We start from the raw sequence: 17,365 nt of genomic DNA, 5'->3' as shown, positions 1-17,365 counted from the left end.
ATGTGAACCCGATGATCGACGTATCCGTGTACTCCACGCTCCGTATCGAGGCCGAAAGAGACGAAGTCCGTCGACTTGTCGTCGGAGCGGTCGTCGTCCGCCACAACCGGGTGCTCATCCTCCGCCGCCGACGATCGGATTCGCTGAGTGGTCGCTGGGAACTGCCGAGTGGGGTCGTGGAGCCGGGGGAGTCGCTCGACGACGCGGTGGCGCGCGAGGTCTTCGAGGAGACCGGTCTCGAGGTCACCGGGATCAGTGACTACCTGGGCGAATTCGACTATCTGTCCGGTGGTGGCGCGCGCACCCGCCAGTTCACCTTCGTCGTCGATGTCGCCGCGACCGGGCCGGTGACGCTCGCCGACCACGACACCCACCTGTGGACCAGGCTGACCGGCGAACCACCGGTCAGCGACGAGGTCCGCGAGATCCTGGGCCGCTATCAGCAGCGTCGGCGCGACCCGGGCGGCTGGTCGGCCTATTCGCTGGGCAACGGGGCGTAGAGGTCGATGCCCTGGCCGTCGGGGTCGGCGAGCGTGGCGTAGCGCTGGCCCCAGACGGCGTCCCACGGCGCGAGTTCACCGTGGTAGCCGGCGTCGACGAGTTCGGCCCAGAGCTTGTCGACCTCGGCCGGGTCGGCGCAGCGGAACGCGATGCCGCTGCGGCCGGAGCCGGTCGGCGGCTGCCAGCCGGGAGTGAACGAGGCGATCACCTGTTCGGTGTCCAATGCCAGCCGCAGGCCATTGCCGACGTGGGCCTCGGCGTGGACCTCGGACTCGGCGCCCTCGGGGAACACGAGCCCCAGTTTGCGGTAGAAGGCCACCGAGGCGGCCATATCGGAGACGACGATCGAGACGACATCGAGCTGAGGAGTCATATCCGCAGCGTAGACACCGTCGTGGGGAGTCGTCTTGAACGAATCGGACGTCGCCGCCGACGATCTCAGCGGGCAGGCACCGGCACCAGTTCGGCGATGAGATTGCCGATCAGGATCCGCAGGTGATCGCGAATACTGCGGACCACCTCGATCGGCTGCCCGGCCGGATCGGCGAGCACCCAGTCCCGGTAGCTGATCCCCGGGAAGTACGGACACACCTCGCCGCAGCCCATGGTGACCACCACATCGGACAGGCCGACGGCGTCGTCGGTGAGGGGCTTGGGCCGTTCCCCGGCGATGTCGATGCCGATCTCGGCCATCACCGCGACGGCGGCGGGGTTCAGCGCCGCCGCCGGGTCGCTGCCCGCGGTCCGGACGTCGATCCGGTCGCCCGCCATCGCCCGTAGGAAACCTGCCGCCATCTGCGATCTACCCGCATTGTGGACGCAGACGAACAACACGCTGGGAGTGTGGGCCATGGTCGCCCTTTCGGCGCAGGGGCGAAGTGCTTGTGGCGCTTCGGGTATCGCCGACCATCATTCCATCCGTCACGGTGGGTGTGGGGCCGACCGGCGACACTGTTGTCCGGCGGATGTCCGCCTCGGCCGCGTCAGCTCAGCGGGCCGAGTACCCGGTTCACGTAGTCGTTGGCGAACACGCCGGTGGGATCGAACCGGCGGCGCACCTCGGCGAACCGGTCCCATTCGGGGTAGCGGGTGCGCAGCGTCTCGGCGGTCTGGAAGTGCCGCTTACCCCAGTGCGGCCTGCCCTGGTACCGGTCGAACACCGCTTCGCACGCGCGGAAATACGGTTCCCACACCATGCCCTCGTACTGGTGCACGGCGATGTAGCAGGTCTCGCGTCCGCCCGCGGGGGACAGCAGCGCGTCGTCGGGGGCCACCCAGCGCACCTCGATCGGCATCGGGGTGCCGAATCGCTTGGTCACGTCGAGGATCTCGCCGATCGCGGCCCGCGCGTGCTCGCGCGGGATGGCGTATTCCATCTCGTTGAACTTCACCAGGCGCGGGGTCGCGAAGACGCGGTAGGACCGGTCGATCTTGCGATTGTTGCTGCCCGCCTTGGTCGCGAGCCGGTGGATCGCCGGGACTGTGGCGGGGACCCGTCTGCCCAGTTTGCACATGGTGTCGTACAGATGATTCGAGAGCAGGACGTCGTTGAGCCAGGCGCCCGCCTTGCCGCGCGGCTGCTCGGGCTCGACGCTGCGGTTGCTCGACTTGGTCATCGCCACCTCGGCGTGCGCGAAGGCGAAGAACTCGAAATGATCGCTGCCGTCGGCGAATTCGTCGAGATTCGCGAGTACGTCGGCGATCGGGACCGGTCGCTCGACGAGGTCGAGCACGAACGACGGCTCCAGCTGCAGGGTGACTGCGGTGACGATGCCGAGCGCGCCGATGCTGACCCGCGCCGCGCGCCAGCCGTCGGGATCGGTCTCCTCGTCGAGCTCGACCGTGGTGCCGTCGGCGCGCAGGATCTGCACCGAGTGCAGCGCGGCGGAAATATTGCGCAGTTTGGCGCCGGTGCCGTGGGTGCCGGTGGCGGTCGCGCCCGCGATGGTCTGGGTGTCGATATCGCCCAGGTTGGGGAAGGCCAGGCCGTGCGAGTGCAGCAGCGGGCTCGCCGCGTGCAGGGTCAAGCCCGCTTCGACCCGGACGCGGCCGGTGGCGGTGTCGACGTCGAGCACGCGGTCCAGGCCGCCGAGATCGAGCAGGGTGCCGTCGGTGAGCACGGCATCGGTGAACGAATGGCCCGATCCGGCGACGCGCACGGTCCGGCCCGCGGCGGCGGACGCGGTGACGATCTCGGCCAGTTCCTCGACGTCGCGTGGTGCGGCGACGACGGCGGGTGAGCAGCGCTGCTCGCCCGCCCAGTTCACCCAGGTGCTCTTGGTCATGTGTCCAACTGTAGAGGATGGACTGTGACGCGCGCTACTCGTCGCGGGAAGAAGTACTGCTCAGCGGCGTCGGCCGAGGCAGCCGGCCGCCTTGGCGCGCTCGACCTCGTCATCGGTCAGCGGGGCCACGAGCAGCGGCCTGCGCGGTACCGCGTCGGTGCGCACGCCATTGAGGGTGATCGCCATATAGCGCTGCCACACTTCGGAATTCACCGGGCCGGCGAACTCGGCGAAGGCGTTCACCATGTGGATCAGCGCGAAGAAATCGGTGGTGGTGACGTCGGGGTGCACGGCACCCGCGTCGCGGGCGCGATCGATGATCGCGGTGACCGAGGGGCGGATCCGGTCGCGCAGTTCGGCGAAGCGGGCCGGGTCCTCCTCGAGTTCGAGCATCACCTCGCCGAAGCCACGATTGGTCGCCAGGTGCCGGCAGGCGTCCTCGAAGAACTCCACCAGGCCCAGCCATGGATCGGGGTTGTTCATCGCCGCGTCGGCGGCGTCGGCGAAGTCGACCATGTGCTGGTCGAAGACCTCGGCGATCAGTTCCTTCTTGTTCGCGAAGCGCCGGTAGACGGTGCCGACGCCGACGCCGGCGCGCTCGGCGACGTCGTCGAGGGTGATCTCCAGGCCGTGATCGGCGAATAGTTCACGCGCGGCCGCGACGATGCGCGCCTGATTGCGGGCGGCGTCGGCACGCAGTCGGCGGGGCGGTGAGGCGGTCGTGGTGGCGTGATTCACAGGTACATCCTACCAATCGACGGGATTAAGCGGAGGTGGTTTCTCCGTTAATCTGGTAGCTTCGAATGAAGCGGAGGCGGTATCTCCGATTATGCCACTCGCACCGAACCCAGCCGACCTACAAGGGGAGTTATGACCACCACACTCGAGACCGGGACGAAGAGTCCCGCGGCCGCGGACACCGGCCGCCGCGGGTCCCACGCCCTGCGCTGGTGGGTGCTTGCCGTTCTCGGCATCGCCCAGCTGATGGTCGTGCTGGACGCGACGATCGTGAACATCGCCCTGCCCGCGGCCCAGGCCGACCTCGGCTTCGGCGACGGTGACCGGCAGTGGGTCATCACCGGCTACGCCCTGGCCTTCGGCAGCCTCCTGCTGCTCGGCGGCAGGCTCAGCGACCTGTTCGGCCGCCGCAACACCTTCATCATCGGCCTGATCGGCTTCGCGCTGGCCTCGGCCATCGGTGGCGCGGCCACCAGCTTCGAGATGCTCGTCGCGGCCCGTGTCGGCCAGGGTGTCTTCGGCGCGCTGCTCGCCCCCGCCGCGCTGTCGCTGCTGACGGTCACCTTCACCGAACCCGGTGAGCGGGCCAAGGCCTTCGGCATCTTCGGCGCGGTCGCCGGTGCCGGCGGCGCCATCGGCCTGCTGCTCGGCGGCGCGCTCACCGAGTGGGCGTCGTGGCGCTGGGCGATGTACGTCAACCTGATCTTCGCCGCGGTCGCCCTGGTCGGTGCCGTGCTGTTGCTGGCCAAGCACGTCTCGACCACCCGGCCCAAGCTCGACTGGCCGGGCACGATCGCCGTCACCGCCGCGCTGTTCGGCATCGTCTACGGCTTCTCGCAGGCCGAGACCGAGGGCTGGACCGCGCCGTCGACCCTGGCCTTCCTGATCGGTGGCACCGTGCTGCTGGCCGCGTTCGCCTGGATCGAGACCCGGGTCGCGCATCCGCTGCTGCCGCTGCGCATCGTGGCCGACCGCACTCGTGGCGCGTCCTACCTGACCGTGTTCATCATGGGCATCGGGATGTTCGCGATCTTCCTGTTCCTCACCTACTACATGCAGCTGACCCTGGGCTACTCGCCGATCATGACCGGCGTCGCGTTCCTGCCGATGGTCGCGGGCATGGTGGCTTCCTCGACCACCGCGCCCTCGCTGCTGCTGCCGAAGGTCGGGCCGAAGGTCGTCATCAGCGGCGGCTTCCTGGTCGCCGCGGCGGGCATGCTGTGGCTGACCCGGATCGGTCTCGACACCGGCTACGTCACCCACATCCTGCCCGCGCTGATCCTGCTGGGCCTCGGCCTCGGTGGCGCGATGTCGGTGGCGTTCCAGGGCGCGACCGCCGGTGTGCACCACGACGACGCGGGCGTGGCCTCGGCGATGGTCAACACCAGCCAGCAGGTCGGCGGTTCCATCGGCACCGCGCTGCTGAGCACGATCGCGGCCTCGGCGATGACCGACTACGTGTCCTCGCACCAGCCCGGCCCGCTGACCATGGCGCAGGGCGCGATCGAGAGCTACACCACCAGCTTCTGGTGGGCGACAGCGACGTTCGTGCTGGGCGCGATCGTGATCGGTCTGCTCATGCCGAACACGGTGCCCGCGCCCGCCGAAGGCGAGCCGGTGCTCGCGCACTGACCTGCCGGAAACGCCACGACGGCCCGGACCGAGATCGGTCCGGGCCGTCGTGTTTCGCGTTCCCGGCGGGTGCCGCCGCGTGGGTGCTGGAAGTTTGCCCGAGTCCGCGCTCGCGCCGTCGTTGCGGGCGACCGCCCGTCCGGCTGTCGGTGCTTCTCGATACCATGAGCAACGACCATCATCGGATCGGCAGGGGAGGGCAGCGCATGGCATCGCGGCCCCCGGCGCTCGATCCGGCCGTCCTGGCGGCGATCTCGGTGGGTGGTGGCCTCGGTGCGACCGCGCGTTTCGGCGTCGCGCAGTGGTGGCCGGTCCGGCCGGGGGAGTTCCCGTGGTCGACGCTGGCGGTCAACGTGGTCGGCTGCTTCGCCATCGGTGTGCTGATGGTGACGGTCACCGAACTGTGGGCGGCGCCGAAGCTGGTGCGCCCGTTCCTGGGAATCGGTGTGCTGGGCGGGTTCACGACTTTCTCCACCTTCGCCCTCGAGCTTCGTAGACTGATCGACGCCGGCGCGGCGGCCACGGCGGTGGCCTATCTCGGGCTGTCGATGCTCGCCGGGCTCGGCGCTGTCGTCGTGGCCATGGGCGCGACCAGGTGGGTGGCGGGGCGGACCACATGAATCCGACGACGGAAGGTGCCATCCGATGATCGAGATGTGGGCGCGGGGACGGGGAGGCCGGGCATGACGACGGCACTGGTCCTGGCGGGCGGAATGCTCGGCGCACCGGCGCGTTACCTGGTCGATCGGTCGGTGTCCGCGCGCTTTCCCACTGGGCTGCCGTGGGGCACGCTTGCCGTTAACATTGTCGGTTCGGCGTTGATCGGCGGTCTGATCGGCGCGAGTGCGGGCAGTACGCTGCTCGCCTTCGCGGGAACCGGCTGCTGTGGTGCGCTGACCACGTTCAGCACGTTCGGTTACGAGACGATCCGTCTGGTGACCGAGGGCGCCTACGTGTATGCCGTGGGCAACGTCGTGATCAGTGTCGCGGCGAGCCTGGCCGCGGTATACGCCGCCGCGTCCCTTACCCAGTGGTTGTGCGCATGATCCTCATGACCAGCCGCGCGCAGCCGACACGGAAGGGAACACCCACCATGGCCCACGATCGCGCCGGACGGCCCGCCCGCCCGACCGACCTGGTGGACATCGCCCACCTGGTCACCGCGTACTACAGCCGGGTGCCCGATCCGGCCGAACCGAGCCAGCAGGTCGTGTTCGGCACCTCGGGACACCGCGGCTCGAGCGAGGATTGCGCGTTCAACGAGGCGCACATCATGGCGATCACCCAGGCGATCGTCGAGTATCGCGCCACCCGCGGGATCACCGGCCCGGTCTACCTGGCGCGCGACACCCACGCGCTGTCGGAGCCGGCCTGGACGACCGCGCTCGAGGTGCTCGCGGGCAACGACGTCACCGCGGTGGTCGACGCGCGCGACCGCTACACCCCGACCCCGGCACTCAGTCACGCTGTGCTGCGCCACAATCGGGGCGGCACCAAGCACCAGGCCGACGGCATCGTGGTCACCCCGTCGCACAACCCGCCGCGCGACGGCGGCTTCAAATACAACCCGCCGCACGGCGGCCCGGCCGACACCAAGGCCACCGACGCGATCGCCGCGCGCGCCAACGAACTGCTGCGCGGCGGCCTGGCCGAGGTCAAGCGGGTGCCGCTGGTGCAGGCACTGAGCACCCACGTCGAGCGCTACGACTACCTCGACCACTACGTCGCCGACCTGCCGAACGCGTTGAACCTGGACGCGATCCGGGGCGCGGGCATCCGGATGGGCGCCGACCCGATGGGCGGCGCGAGCGTCGACTACTGGGAGGAGATCGGGCAGCGGTTCGATCTCGAACTCGAGGTGGTCAACCCGTTCGTCGACCCGACCTGGCGCTTCATGACCCTCGACAGCGACGGCCAGATCCGGATGGACCCGTCCTCCCGGCACGCGATGGCGGCGCTGGTCGGCATCAAGGACGACTACGACATCTCCACCGGCAACGACGCCGACGCCGACCGGCACGGCATCGTCACCCCCGACGGTGGCCTGATGAACCCCAACCACTTCCTGGCGGTGGCGATCGAATACCTGGTCGCCAACCGGATGTGGTGGGACGCGCTGACCAAGATCGGCAAGACGGTGGTGAGCTCGTCGATGATCGACCGGGTCGTCAATGTGCTCGGCCGCGACGTCTACGAGGTCCCGGTCGGCTTCAAGTGGTTCGTGCCCGGATTGTTCAGCGGCAGCCTGGCGTTCGGCGGTGAGGAGAGCGCGGGCGCGTCGTTCCTGCGGATGGACGGCACCGTGTGGACCACCGACAAGGACGGCATCCTGCTGGCGCTGCTGGCCGCCGAGATCGCCGCCGTCACCGGGCAGACCCCGTCGGCCCGCTACGGCGAGCTCGAGCGCCAGTACGGCAGCCCCGCCTATGCCCGCATCGACGCCGCGGCCACCGGCCCGCAGAAGGCCAAGCTCGCCGCGCTGACCCCGGAGGCCATCACCGGCACCGCGATCGCGGGTGAGGAGATCACCGGCATCCTCACCACCGCGCGCGGCAACGGCGCGTCGCTGGGCGGGCTGAAGGTGACCACCGAGAACGCCTGGTTCGCGGCCCGCCCGTCGGGCACCGAGGACAAGTACAAGATCTACGCCGAGTCCTTCCTCGGCGCCGAGCACCTCACCCAGGTGCAGGCCGCCGCCGAGGAGATGGTGACCCAGGCGCTGAGCGAGTGAGCGCACCCGCCAAGGTCCGGCTACCCGCCGAGATCTGGGTCCTGATCGCGGCGGCGTTCGTCATCGCGCTCGGCTTCGGGCTGGTCGCCCCGGTGCTGCCGCAGTACGCGCGCGAGTTCGGCGTCGGCATCGCGGCGGCTTCGGCGATCGTCAGCGCGTTCGCCCTGATGCGGCTGCTGTTCGCGCCGGCCAGCGGGCGGCTGGTGCAGAAGCTGGGCGAGCGCAGGGTGTACCTGGCGGGCATCCTGATCGTCGCGCTGTCGACGGGTGCGTGCGCGCTGGCGCAGACGTATTGGCAACTGCTGGTGCTGCGTTCGCTCGGCGGCGTCGGCTCGACGATGTTCACGGTGTCGTCGATGGCGCTGATCATCCGGGTGTCCCCGCCCGCCGCGCGCGGCCGGGTCTCCGGGGTGTACTCCACCAGCTTCCTGATCGGCTCGCTGCTCGGTCCGCTGGTCGGCGGCGCGCTGGCTGGGCTCGGGCTGCGCGCGCCCTTCCTCATCTACGCTGCCGCCCTGCTGATCGTGTGCCTCATCGTGTTCCTCGGTCTGCGGGAGTCGCCGGTGCTGGCGGCCGAGGAGAGCGCGGCGGCACCGGCGTTCACCTTCCGGCACGCGTGGTCCGAACCCGCCTACCGCGCGATCCTGCTGTCGAGTTTCGCCGGTGGCATCGCCGTGTTCGGCGTGCGCATGGCCTTCGTCCCGCTGCTGGTCGTGGAGACCCTGCACCAGGAGTCGGGCATGGCGGGCGTGGCGCTGACGGTGTTCGCGGCGGGCAATGCCGCCGTGCTGTTCGTCGCGGGCCGCCTGTCGGACCGGTTCGGCCGCAAGCCGTTCCTGATCGCCGGGTCGGCGATCTGCGCGCTCGGCACCGGCGTGCTCGGGTTCGCGCCGTCGCTGCCCTGGTTCCTGGTGGCCTCGTTCGTGGCCGGGGTCGGGTCCGGCATGTTCAGCCCCGCCCAGCAGGCGGCGCTGGCCGATGTGATCGGGACCCGCTCGCGCGGCGGACCGGTGCTGGCGGCGTTCCAGATGGCGGCGGACCTGGGCACGGTGCTCGGGCCGATCGGGATCGGCTGGATCGCCGAGCACACCTCGTTCGGGGTGGGCATGGCCGTCACCGGCGGTGTGCTCGCGGTCTCGGCGACGGTCTGGGTGCTGACGCCCGAGCCGTCACGCATCCGCCACCCCGAGGACCCGGAGCATCTCGACCACGCCGGCGACGGCCTGGACCCGCAATGCAGCTGTGACGGCTGTCCCGACGGCGTGCCGGTGGTGCGCGCGGGGCTGGTTCCGCTGCGCAAGCCGCTCGACTCCGACACGCCGACCCGATAGATCCCCAGGTCAGCGGCACGATCGACCGCCCCGGCGGCGCGTCGCCGAGCACTCGAGGCATTGTGGACGGGTGAGTAGCGCCGGTTCCCAGCACAATCCCCGTCCTGTTTCCAGCAACACCACCTACGCCTTGGCCGCGGTGGCTGTCGTCGTGATCGGGCTCCTCGTGTTCGCCGCGTTCAAGTGGACCAAGCAGGCGCCCACCGAGGTCCGCAACGACGGCTACGGTGCCGTGCGCGACGCCGCCGTGCAGGTCACGACCACGCCGGAGGGTGTCATCCGCCTGGGCAAGCCCGACGTGACGAAGACGATCGACATCTTCGAGGACCCGATCTGCCCCGCCTGCGGCGTCATGGAGACGACTTTCGGTCAGGAACTCGCCCAGAAGATCGACGAGGGCAAACTGGCGGTGAACTACCACTTCGTGACGTTCCTCGACCCCCAGTCCAAGAGCAAGGACTACTCCACCCGCGCGTTCGCCGCGAATCTCTGTGTCGCCCAGGCCGGTTCGGGCCCCACCTACAGCAAGTTCCACGAGGCGCTGTTCACCACCAAGCAGCCCGAGGAGGGCGGCGACGACCTGAGCAACCCCGCCCTGGCCGCCCTGGCCATCGAATCCGGCGCCCCCGAGTCGGTCGGCCCGTGCATCACCAACGGCACCCAGCTCGACGCCGCCCGCGCCGCCGCCAAGAAGAACCTCGACGACCTCGACGCCCGCACCGGCAACAAGGCCGCCACCCCCGCCATCTACGACGGCACTACCAAGATCGACTGGACCGACGCGAACTGGGTTGTGAACCTGGCCCCCTGACACCCCTACGTGAGGTTCGGCACATTCTACTCCGCCCCCACCCTCCCCGCCTCCCMCCCACGCCACTCCCGCCCCGCCCAGAACCCCACTTTTCTGCCGTCTACCAGCCGATTTGTTGTCGCCGAGATGCATGGTGTAACTTCATTCAGGCAGCAGCGAGAGCGGCTGAAACAAAAGAACATGGGGCTATGGCGCAGCTGGTAGCGCACCACACTGGCAGTGTGGGGGTCAGGGGTTCGAGTCCCCTTAGCTCCACAGAAAAGACAGGTCAGGCCCGGTCAATGACCGGGCCTGACCTGTTTTCATGTCTGGTCCCCCGTTTTTGGTTACTGAATTCTGTTTGGCCGGTGGTGGGCCTACGGGGGAGACCTGCGGATCAATCCTGGAGTGCCGAACCCGAACTTCGCATACTGCTCACCGTCGGTGGTGAAAATCAGTCGCTTCGCGTCGTTTCCTGCGAGACTTGCGGTCAGTCGGCGGTGTAGAGCGACAGTCCCACCGCCTGGTCGCCTCGATCTCTTGGACCTTCACTGTTGGCTCTCCATCGTGCGATCAGATGACGGAAGGTCAATCCTCATCGGTGTAGTCCTGGACAAGGCCGCGCTTGGAGTAGGAGGGGCCCGATGAATCATCCTGTGTCCAGGGCACCTTCAGCGCATCCGCCAGCACCACTTCCAGCTCTCCACGGGTGAACTTCACGAGCACCGACTCGATAGCCGCCCGGACGTCTGTACCGAGACGGTCGTGTCGTCACTTGGGAACGCCGTCCGGTCCCCCTGCGGCAATCGGGGCATGACCTGCTCGATGAGCGAGGTTGCCGTCGCCTGCGTCGGGACGTACTCCGCCGTGACCGTTCGTGAGACCGAACAAGAGCAGGTCGACGATGAGATGGACTTGATTCGGGTCCAGTGGTTCCCGTGTGAGCACGACTTTGAAATGCAGCGGCGCGCCGAGCATTTCGACTGCCAGCCGTGGGTCGGTCTCGGCGGGGATCTCGCCCCGGGCGATGGCGCGGGTGATCATTTGGGTCGAGCGCGAATACCGTGTGTTCCAGTACTGCTGTCGTGCCTGGGTGGTGGCGGGGTCGTCGCCCCCAGCGGCCAATGCGCGATCCAGTGCGTTGCCTGCGGGGCCGGCCAGGTATGTCGCGAGCGAAGTGCCGTAGACGATCAGGTCCTCGCGGAGCGAGCCGGTGTCGGGTACCGGGAGTTGCTGCTCGGCCTCTTCGAGCAGCGCGTCGATCATCAGGTTTTCCCGGGTGCCCCAGCGTCGATATATCGACGTTTCGTGCACGCCGGCGTGGGCGGCGACGTCGGCCACGGACAGTGAGTTCATTCCGTGGGTGTGGAGCAAGGCCTGTGTGGCTTCGAGCACGGCACGACGGACGCGGGTGGAGCGCCCGCCGGGGCGGCGTTGAGTCCCGTTTTCACCCATTCCACGATTCTAACGCAAGGGTCTTGCGTTAGTGATGTGACGCGGCGCATACTGCTAACGCAACTTACTAGCGTTTGGAAGGGAGACATTGATGTCTCAGCAAAGGGCGACCACGGCGCAGTCCGGTCGGCGGCAAGCTCGCTCCAGCAGGGTTCGGGCATGACGTCGAGTGTCGGTGCGCAGATCACCGAACGCAGTGAATCTGTACAGGGGATGCGGATCGACTGGGATGTGCCAGTGCCGATGACGGATGGCGCGGTGCTGCGCGCCGACGTCTTCCGGCCGGACGACGATGGCGTCTATCCGGTCCTGATGACCTTCGGGCCCTACGGCAAGGGGCTGGCATTCCAAGAGGGATTCGCCCCGATGTGGCAGCGCTTGTCCGCTGCGTACCCCGACGCGGTCGCAGGGTCGAGCAACCGCTATCAAGTGTGGGAAACACCCGATCCGGAGAAGTGGATACCCGACGGATACATCTGCGTCAGGGTCGACTCCCGCGGAGCGGGGCGCTCAGCCGGACTGCTGGACATGCTGAGCCCGCAGGAGGCCCGCGACTACTACGAGGCGATCGAGTGGGCGGGCACGCGGGGTTGGTCGAACGGCCGGGTCGGGTTGCTGGGCATCTCGTACTATGCGGCCAACCAATGGCTGGTCGCGGCGCTACGTCCGCCGCACCTGGCGGCGATCTGCCCGTGGGAGGGGTTCACGGACTTCTATCGAGATCTGAGCCGACACGGCGGGATATTCAGCCGATTCGGAACGGCATGGCAGGAATACCAGATCTTTACCGTGCAGCACGGCGTCGGAGAGCGCGGCCGCCGTAACCCCAACACCGGTGATCTCGTCGCCGGTCCCGAGACGCTGAGCGACGAAGAGCTCGCGGCCAACAGGGTCGAGACGATCGCAGAGACCAAGCGCCGAGTGCTGCTCGACGAGTTCAGCCGAGCGCGCACCCCGGATCTGACGCGGATCGAGGTGCCAGTCCTCTCCGCAGCCAACTGGGCCCATCACCTGCACACACGAGGCAATTTCGACGGCTGGGACAAGGTATCTTCCACACGGAAATGGCTGGAGGTACACGGCCATGAGCACTATGCCGAGTTCTACACCGACTATGGCGTGGACCTGCAGAAGCGATTCTTCGGCCACTTCCTCAAGAACGAGGCCACGGGCTGGGGCGAGCAACCGCCGGTGCGGCTGAACATTCGGCACGTCGACGGCACGTTCGAGGGCCGCGACGAGCGAGAATGGCCCCTTGCGCGCACCCAGTGGACGCGTTTCTACCTCGATGCCGGTTCCGCGACGTTGGCCCCGACGCCTCCGGTCGCCCAGTGCACCGTCGGTTTCGCAGCGCTGGGACCCGGTGCCGAATTCTGGACCGCGCCATTGGCCGAGCCCCTCGAGATCACCGGCCCGGCCTCGGCGCGGATTCGGGTCGCCTCCTCGACCGCCGACGCCGACTTGTTTGTGACACTTCGCGTTCGCGATCCCGAGAACCGGGAGATCTCACTGGTGTCGGCGATCGACGAACATGGCGTGATCGCGGTGGGTTGGCTGCGAGCCTCGCATCGTGAACTCGACGAGGCCGCGAGTCTGCCGTATCGGCCCTGGCATCCGCATACCCGCACCCTGCCGCTCACCCCCGGGCAAATCGTCGATCTCGATGTCGAGATCTGGCCCACATCCATCGTCGTACCACAGGGATACCGACTCGGGGTGACCATTTCGGGGCGCGACTTCCAGATACCTGGCGACGGCCCATGGCCGGTGGTGTACGGCATCGAACAGCGCGGCAACGGTGTCTTCGTTCACGACGATCCAGACGATCGCCCCGCTGGTGTGTTCGACGGAACGACCACGCTGCACACCGGACCGGGCGCGGGAAGCTCGCTGTTGCTGCCGGTTATCCCCGCATGCTGACCCGGCTGCGGCCGACAGCGGGGCGCGTCGCGCTGTCTGCTACCTACCGCCCCGCGATCAGGAGTGCTGATGCGAAAGATTGTTGACCTGTCGGTCTCGTTGCGAGCAGGGATAGCTTCCGACCCGCCCGGGCATCTACCGGAAATCGACTACCTCGACCACCAAGCCACGCGTGGCGATCTGCTGCAGTTCTTTCCTGGGATGCAGGTCGACGACTTGCCCGACGGGGAGGGCTGGGCTATCGAGAAGGTTCGTGTGTCCACCCACAACGGCACACACCTCGACGCGCCGTATCACTACTCGGCGACGATGGATGGCGCCAAGCGTGCCATCACCATCGACGAGGTTCCCTTGGAATGGTGCTTCGGTCGCGGAGTCAAGCTCGATTTCCGTCATTTCGCAGACGGATACGTCGTCACCCCCGCCGACATCGATGCAGAGCTGGACCGAATCGGGTTCACCCTCGCTCCACTCGACATCGTGGTCGTCAATACCCGGGCAGGCAGCCGATACGGCTCCGACGATTACGTGACCACCGGCTGCGGGATGGGGCGCGACGCGACGCTGCACCTGCTACGGCAGGGCGTGCGGGTAACCGGAACCGATGCCTGGAGCTGGGATGCGCCGTTCCACTACACGGCTCAACGCTATGCCGTCGACCGCGACCCCGCAGTCGTGTGGGAAGGGCATCGCGCAGGCCGCGACATCGGCTACTGCCACATCGAGAAACTGGGCAACCTCGAGAGCATCCCGTCGCACGGCTTCGACATTGCTTGCTTCCCCGTGAAAATCCATCAAGCCTCAGCGGGATGGACACGCGCGGTGGCGATCATCGACCAGGCGACATGAGAACCGGCACCCTGATTCCGGACCGAACCCGCCGCCACAGCCGGACGAAGGCGACCAACTCGAGCTGCTTCATGATGTGGGGACACGTTCGACCTCCGTTGGGCACAACGGGAAAACGCACTGTGACCACTGAACACTCCGCGCTGCAGGGTATTACGAGCTCGACGGGCGATCGAACGGCGAGTTCGAGTGCCGCTGCCTTTTCCAGGTCGAGCCGGCAGATCGAACGAAAACCCGGTGCGACCGAAGCCGTGCTCTCATCGAGCCATCCGGTCGGAGAGACGGGCAAGCGCCTGGATCTTCTCCAGCTGGCCGGGGAGGTCGTTGGTCTGCGTTTCGGCGCACAACCGGTCCGGCCGACAGTCGCGGACCACCGCACCGGCACTGCCAATACAGCTGTCTGGGAATGGGTTTGGCGTCGAATCTGATCGCCACTTTCCCGGCCTCACAACATCAGCTCCTGCGGAGCGGCTTCAGCCCCCTGCTCGTCACCATGCCGAAAACTGGAGATCCAACCATGTCCACAGATCATCGCCTCGCAGTCAACAACACCCCGCTGAGCCCCCTGTCGTTCCTGGAAAGGTCTGCCCGCGTATTTCCCGACCGGGTCGCAATCATCCACGGCGACAAGCGACTGACCTACCGAGAGTTCCACGAGGAGGTCGAACGCCTTGCGCGCGCCCTGCGTAGCCGGATCGATCCGGGAGACCGAGTGGCCTTCCTGTCCCCGAACACCCCGGAGATGCTCTTCGCCCACTACGCGGTGCCGCTGGCAGGCGGCGTGCTGGTCGCGCTCAACTCACGGCTGGCCGGGCACGAACTGCACTACATCCTCGACCACTGCGAGGCGAGGATCCTCTTCGTCGATTCCGAGCTGACGGATGTAGTCGCCGAGCCGTCGGGTGCTGTACCGAACTCGACGGACGTGATCGAGATCGTCGATTCGACGATCCCCGTGCGGCCACGGAAGGCAGACGCCGACGTCGAACCCTATGCGGACTTCCTTGCCGCTGGTGACGACGATCAGTCGCTGCTGCACTGGGGTGTGGAAGACGAGAACCAGGTGATCTCGATCAACTACACCTCCGGCACCACCGGTAAGCCGAAAGGGGTCATGTACACCCACCGTGGCACCTATCTCAACGCTCTCGGCGAAACCTTCCACAACGGGTTCGATGGACATACCAAGTACCTGTGGACGTTGCCGATGTTCCACTGCAACGGCTGGTGCACCACTTGGGCGGTGACCCAGGCCTCCGGTACCCACATCTGCCTACGCGCGGTCCGCGGTGCCGCCATCTGGGCTGCGATCGACGAGCTCGGTGTCACGCACCTGTGCGGTGCGCCGACCGTGTGCTCGGTCATCGCTGAATCTCCGCAGGCACATCCAGTACACAACCTGCGCATCACCACCGCCGGCGCACCGCCGTCACCGACGGTCATCGCGGCACTGGAAGCCCTGGGAATCCAGGTGGTGCACGTCTACGGACTGACCGAGGTGTACGGGCCCTACACGATTTGCGAGTACCAGGATTCCTGGGCGGACAAGCCCCCAGCCGAACGTGCCGCGCTGTTGTCTCGACAAGGAGTGGCCATGACGCAGTCCGACACCGCACGGGTCGTCGATCAGGACATGGTCGATGTTCCCGCCGACGCGCAGACCATGGGCGAGATCGTTCTGCGGGGCAACAATGTGATGAGCGGCTACTACCGAGATCCTGATGCCACCGCCCAAGCTTTCGCAGGTGGTTGGTTCCACACCGGTGACCTGGGCGTCATGCACGCCGACGGCTACATCCAGATCAAAGACCGCGCCAAGGACATCGTCATCTCCGGCGGCGAGAACATCTCCACGGTAGAAATCGAACAGGTGCTCATCGCTCATCCGGCGGTGCTCGACGTCGCAGTGGTAGGAGTGCCGAACACGCGGTGGGGCGAGCGACCGAAAGCGTTCGTCAGCGTCAGGCCCGGTGCGACAGTGAGCCAGGACGAACTCATCGAGCACGCAAGGGAATTCCTCGCCAAGTTCAAGCTGCCCGACGAAATCGTGTTCCTCGACGAGCTGCCCCGCACCTCGACCGGCAAGATCGTCAAGTACGCGCTCCGCGACGCCGAAGCGGCGGAGTAGCGGTATTGCGACGCCATCGCGCTGATTCCCCTGGCCGCGAGCCGCACACAGCATTTCGTGCGATCCGCAGGTCTGGGCGTCGTATCACAGCCGTGCTGTCCGATCGCCCAGCGGCGCGACCATCGAACACTGAGGACAAGTCCTCGTCGGACTGGATGGAGATGACCCATGGCCCAGCGCCGCAATTCCTTTGACCAAGACCCTTCTGAGGCCTTCGTCGCCGGCTTGACCATTCGCAAGGAGGTGATGGGGGAGCGGTTCGTCGACCAGGCGCTCGGCCGCGCCGATGGTACCGAGTCGGGCGAACTGCAACGGTTCGTCACCGAGAACGTCTGGGGTGCGGTCTGGACGCGACCCGGTCTGGACCGGCGCAGCCGCAGCCTGCTCACCATCGGCATCTTGACGGCTCTGCGAGCACACGAAGAGCTGGCCGGGCATGTGCGTGGAGCCCTCGCAAACGGCCTGACACACGAGGAAATCACCGAAGCCATCGTGCACTGTGCCGGATACTGCGGGGCGCCCGCCGCTCTCTCAGCCATGCGCGTCGTCCAGAAGGCGCTCGGCGCGGACACCGAGTAGCCGGTCGCGGCTACGCGCCGGAAGCATCCGGTGGTCGCGACTGCCCTCGACCGCGGTCGCCGGGTACCGCGCTCACCAGCTTGCGGTCTCCGCCCCGGTCGCGCTACGTCGCTGCCCGAAGCTTAGATTGTGTTAAGTCTTGAGGTATTGCGTTTGGCGAGTCGCCGCGCTAACCTAAACGCAGTTGACTTGCGTTAGTGGCGTGAGGTGCCGCTGGAAATCGACGTGGTCATCGGCGCCCGACCCTGTTCGGGCGGCGCCACAACAGCCGTAACAATGCCCGGCACTTTTCCGGCGGGTCGTCATCGAAGCAAACAGTGCTGATGCGATCGCCCCGCTGGATCTGCTCCACCTCGGCTCGACGTTGTCGCGCTCGAACTCCAGGGCGCACCGGAGCCGCTGGATGTACGTGGACGAAACGTGGCG

General features: G+C 67.3%; 17 protein-coding genes and 1 tRNA gene. 12 read left to right on the top strand and 6 right to left on the bottom strand.

Annotated features, from left to right (window positions below):
• Nucleotides 1-11: 11 nt before the first annotated feature.
• Nucleotides 12-500 (top strand): NUDIX hydrolase, encoded by a 489-nt coding sequence (locus Q7X29_RS27270; protein ID WP_218717610.1) that lies wholly within the window; start codon nt 12-14, stop codon nt 498-500.
• Here the strand turns inward: Q7X29_RS27270 and Q7X29_RS27265 are convergent.
• From Q7X29_RS27265 to Q7X29_RS27250, 4 genes are all read right to left on the bottom strand, one after another.
• On the bottom strand, nt 476-874 hold the full coding sequence (locus Q7X29_RS27265; RefSeq protein WP_316575793.1) for a VOC family protein: 399 nt from the start codon (nt 872-874) through the stop codon (nt 476-478). The genes Q7X29_RS27270 and Q7X29_RS27265 overlap by 25 nt on opposite strands.
• Before the next feature lie 65 nt (nt 875-939).
• Nucleotides 940-1,353 (bottom strand): arsenate reductase/protein-tyrosine-phosphatase family protein, encoded by a 414-nt coding sequence (locus Q7X29_RS27260; protein WP_218717608.1) that lies wholly within the window; start codon nt 1,351-1,353, stop codon nt 940-942.
• A 131-nt stretch (nt 1,354-1,484) separates the two neighbouring features.
• Nucleotides 1,485-2,786, bottom strand: a complete 1,302-nt coding sequence (locus tag Q7X29_RS27255; protein WP_316575792.1) for a D-arabinono-1,4-lactone oxidase — start codon at nt 2,784-2,786, stop codon at nt 1,485-1,487.
• Between the two features lie 60 nt (nt 2,787-2,846).
• On the bottom strand, nt 2,847-3,524 hold the full coding sequence (locus Q7X29_RS27250; RefSeq protein ID WP_316575791.1) for a TetR/AcrR family transcriptional regulator: 678 nt from the start codon (nt 3,522-3,524) through the stop codon (nt 2,847-2,849).
• Nucleotides 3,525-3,656: 132 nt separating this feature from the next.
• On the opposite strand from Q7X29_RS27250, the gene Q7X29_RS27245 reads away from it, so the two are divergent.
• The 7 genes from Q7X29_RS27245 to Q7X29_RS27215 all read left to right on the top strand — a co-directional run bounded on the left by Q7X29_RS27245 (nt 3,657) and on the right by Q7X29_RS27215 (nt 10,284).
• Complete coding sequence (locus Q7X29_RS27245) at nt 3,657-5,156, top strand: MFS transporter (RefSeq protein ID WP_218717605.1); 1,500 nt, start codon at nt 3,657-3,659, stop codon at nt 5,154-5,156.
• Nucleotides 5,157-5,362: 206 nt separating this feature from the next.
• Entirely contained in the window at nt 5,363-5,776 is a 414-nt protein-coding gene (crcB, locus tag Q7X29_RS27240; RefSeq protein WP_218717604.1) for a fluoride efflux transporter CrcB, read from the top strand.
• A gap of 63 nt (nt 5,777-5,839) precedes the next feature.
• On the top strand, nt 5,840-6,202 hold the full coding sequence (locus Q7X29_RS27235) for a fluoride efflux transporter FluC (RefSeq protein WP_316575790.1): 363 nt from the start codon (nt 5,840-5,842) through the stop codon (nt 6,200-6,202).
• 47 nt (nt 6,203-6,249) lie between these two features.
• Nucleotides 6,250-7,887 carry a phosphoglucomutase (alpha-D-glucose-1,6-bisphosphate-dependent) gene (pgm, locus tag Q7X29_RS27230; protein ID WP_316575789.1) on the top strand — a complete coding sequence of 546 codons (1,638 nt, stop codon included), beginning with the start codon at nt 6,250-6,252 and terminating at the stop codon, nt 7,885-7,887.
• A complete protein-coding gene (locus tag Q7X29_RS27225) occupies nt 7,884-9,218 on the top strand; it encodes an MFS transporter (RefSeq protein WP_316575788.1) in 1,335 nt (444 codons plus the stop codon). Before pgm ends, Q7X29_RS27225 begins: the two co-directional genes overlap by 4 nt.
• 70 nt (nt 9,219-9,288) lie before the next feature.
• Complete coding sequence (locus Q7X29_RS27220; RefSeq protein ID WP_316575787.1) at nt 9,289-10,029, top strand: DsbA family protein; 741 nt, start codon at nt 9,289-9,291, stop codon at nt 10,027-10,029.
• A 182-nt stretch (nt 10,030-10,211) separates the two neighbouring features.
• Nucleotides 10,212-10,284, top strand: a tRNA-Ala gene (locus Q7X29_RS27215).
• 312 nt (nt 10,285-10,596) lie between these two features.
• Here Q7X29_RS27215 and Q7X29_RS27210 read toward each other — a convergent pair.
• Both Q7X29_RS27210 and Q7X29_RS27205 read right to left on the bottom strand, forming a co-directional pair.
• Entirely contained in the window at nt 10,597-10,728 is a 132-nt protein-coding gene (locus Q7X29_RS27210; protein ID WP_316575786.1) for a hypothetical protein, read from the bottom strand.
• Nucleotides 10,729-10,779: 51 nt separating this feature from the next.
• Nucleotides 10,780-11,463 (bottom strand): TetR/AcrR family transcriptional regulator, encoded by a 684-nt coding sequence (locus Q7X29_RS27205; protein WP_316575785.1) that lies wholly within the window; start codon nt 11,461-11,463, stop codon nt 10,780-10,782.
• A 159-nt stretch (nt 11,464-11,622) separates the two neighbouring features.
• Between Q7X29_RS27205 and Q7X29_RS27200 the strand changes: the two genes are divergently transcribed.
• The 4 genes from Q7X29_RS27200 to Q7X29_RS27185 all read left to right on the top strand — a co-directional run bounded on the left by Q7X29_RS27200 (nt 11,623) and on the right by Q7X29_RS27185 (nt 16,939).
• Nucleotides 11,623-13,383 carry a CocE/NonD family hydrolase gene (locus tag Q7X29_RS27200; RefSeq protein WP_316575784.1) on the top strand — a complete coding sequence of 587 codons (1,761 nt, stop codon included), beginning with the start codon at nt 11,623-11,625 and terminating at the stop codon, nt 13,381-13,383.
• Between the two features lie 69 nt (nt 13,384-13,452).
• Nucleotides 13,453-14,232 carry a cyclase family protein gene (locus Q7X29_RS27195; protein WP_316575783.1) on the top strand — a complete coding sequence of 260 codons (780 nt, stop codon included), beginning with the start codon at nt 13,453-13,455 and terminating at the stop codon, nt 14,230-14,232.
• A gap of 517 nt (nt 14,233-14,749) precedes the next feature.
• Nucleotides 14,750-16,360: an acyl--CoA ligase family protein gene (locus Q7X29_RS27190; protein WP_316576352.1), complete on the top strand. Its 1,611-nt coding sequence runs from the start codon at nt 14,750-14,752 to the stop codon at nt 16,358-16,360.
• A 168-nt stretch (nt 16,361-16,528) separates the two neighbouring features.
• On the top strand, nt 16,529-16,939 hold the full coding sequence (locus Q7X29_RS27185) for a carboxymuconolactone decarboxylase family protein (RefSeq protein WP_316575782.1): 411 nt from the start codon (nt 16,529-16,531) through the stop codon (nt 16,937-16,939).
• Nucleotides 16,940-17,365 lie beyond the last annotated feature (426 nt).

This window comes from Nocardia canadensis, from assembly GCF_032656385.1.
GTDB lineage: Bacteria > Actinomycetota > Actinomycetes > Mycobacteriales > Mycobacteriaceae > Nocardia > Nocardia canadensis.
The sequence above is the reverse complement of the archived record's forward strand: the minus strand, read 5'-3'. Positions and strand labels throughout refer to the sequence as shown.

What these genes read in the sequence shown, in the direction of transcription:
- Q7X29_RS27270 (WP_218717610.1), top strand. Translation starts at nt 12, where the DNA reads ATGATCGACGTATCCGTGTACTCCACGCTCCGTATCGAGGCCGAAAGA.
- Q7X29_RS27265 (WP_316575793.1), bottom strand. Translation starts at nt 874, where the DNA reads ATGACTCCTCAGCTCGATGTCGTCTCGATCGTCGTCTCCGATATGGCC.
- Q7X29_RS27260 (WP_218717608.1), bottom strand. Translation starts at nt 1,353, where the DNA reads ATGGCCCACACTCCCAGCGTGTTGTTCGTCTGCGTCCACAATGCGGGT.
- Q7X29_RS27255 (WP_316575792.1), bottom strand. Translation starts at nt 2,786, where the DNA reads ATGACCAAGAGCACCTGGGTGAACTGGGCGGGCGAGCAGCGCTGCTCA.
- Q7X29_RS27245 (WP_218717605.1), top strand. Translation starts at nt 3,657, where the DNA reads ATGACCACCACACTCGAGACCGGGACGAAGAGTCCCGCGGCCGCGGAC.
- crcB (WP_218717604.1), top strand. Translation starts at nt 5,363, where the DNA reads ATGGCATCGCGGCCCCCGGCGCTCGATCCGGCCGTCCTGGCGGCGATC.
- Q7X29_RS27235 (WP_316575790.1), top strand. Translation starts at nt 5,840, where the DNA reads ATGACGACGGCACTGGTCCTGGCGGGCGGAATGCTCGGCGCACCGGCG.
- pgm (WP_316575789.1), top strand. Translation starts at nt 6,250, where the DNA reads ATGGCCCACGATCGCGCCGGACGGCCCGCCCGCCCGACCGACCTGGTG.
- Q7X29_RS27205 (WP_316575785.1), bottom strand. Translation starts at nt 11,463, where the DNA reads ATGGGTGAAAACGGGACTCAACGCCGCCCCGGCGGGCGCTCCACCCGC.
- Q7X29_RS27200 (WP_316575784.1), top strand. Translation starts at nt 11,623, where the DNA reads ATGACGTCGAGTGTCGGTGCGCAGATCACCGAACGCAGTGAATCTGTA.
- Q7X29_RS27195 (WP_316575783.1), top strand. Translation starts at nt 13,453, where the DNA reads ATGCGAAAGATTGTTGACCTGTCGGTCTCGTTGCGAGCAGGGATAGCT.
- Q7X29_RS27190 (WP_316576352.1), top strand. Translation starts at nt 14,750, where the DNA reads ATGTCCACAGATCATCGCCTCGCAGTCAACAACACCCCGCTGAGCCCC.
- Q7X29_RS27185 (WP_316575782.1), top strand. Translation starts at nt 16,529, where the DNA reads ATGGCCCAGCGCCGCAATTCCTTTGACCAAGACCCTTCTGAGGCCTTC.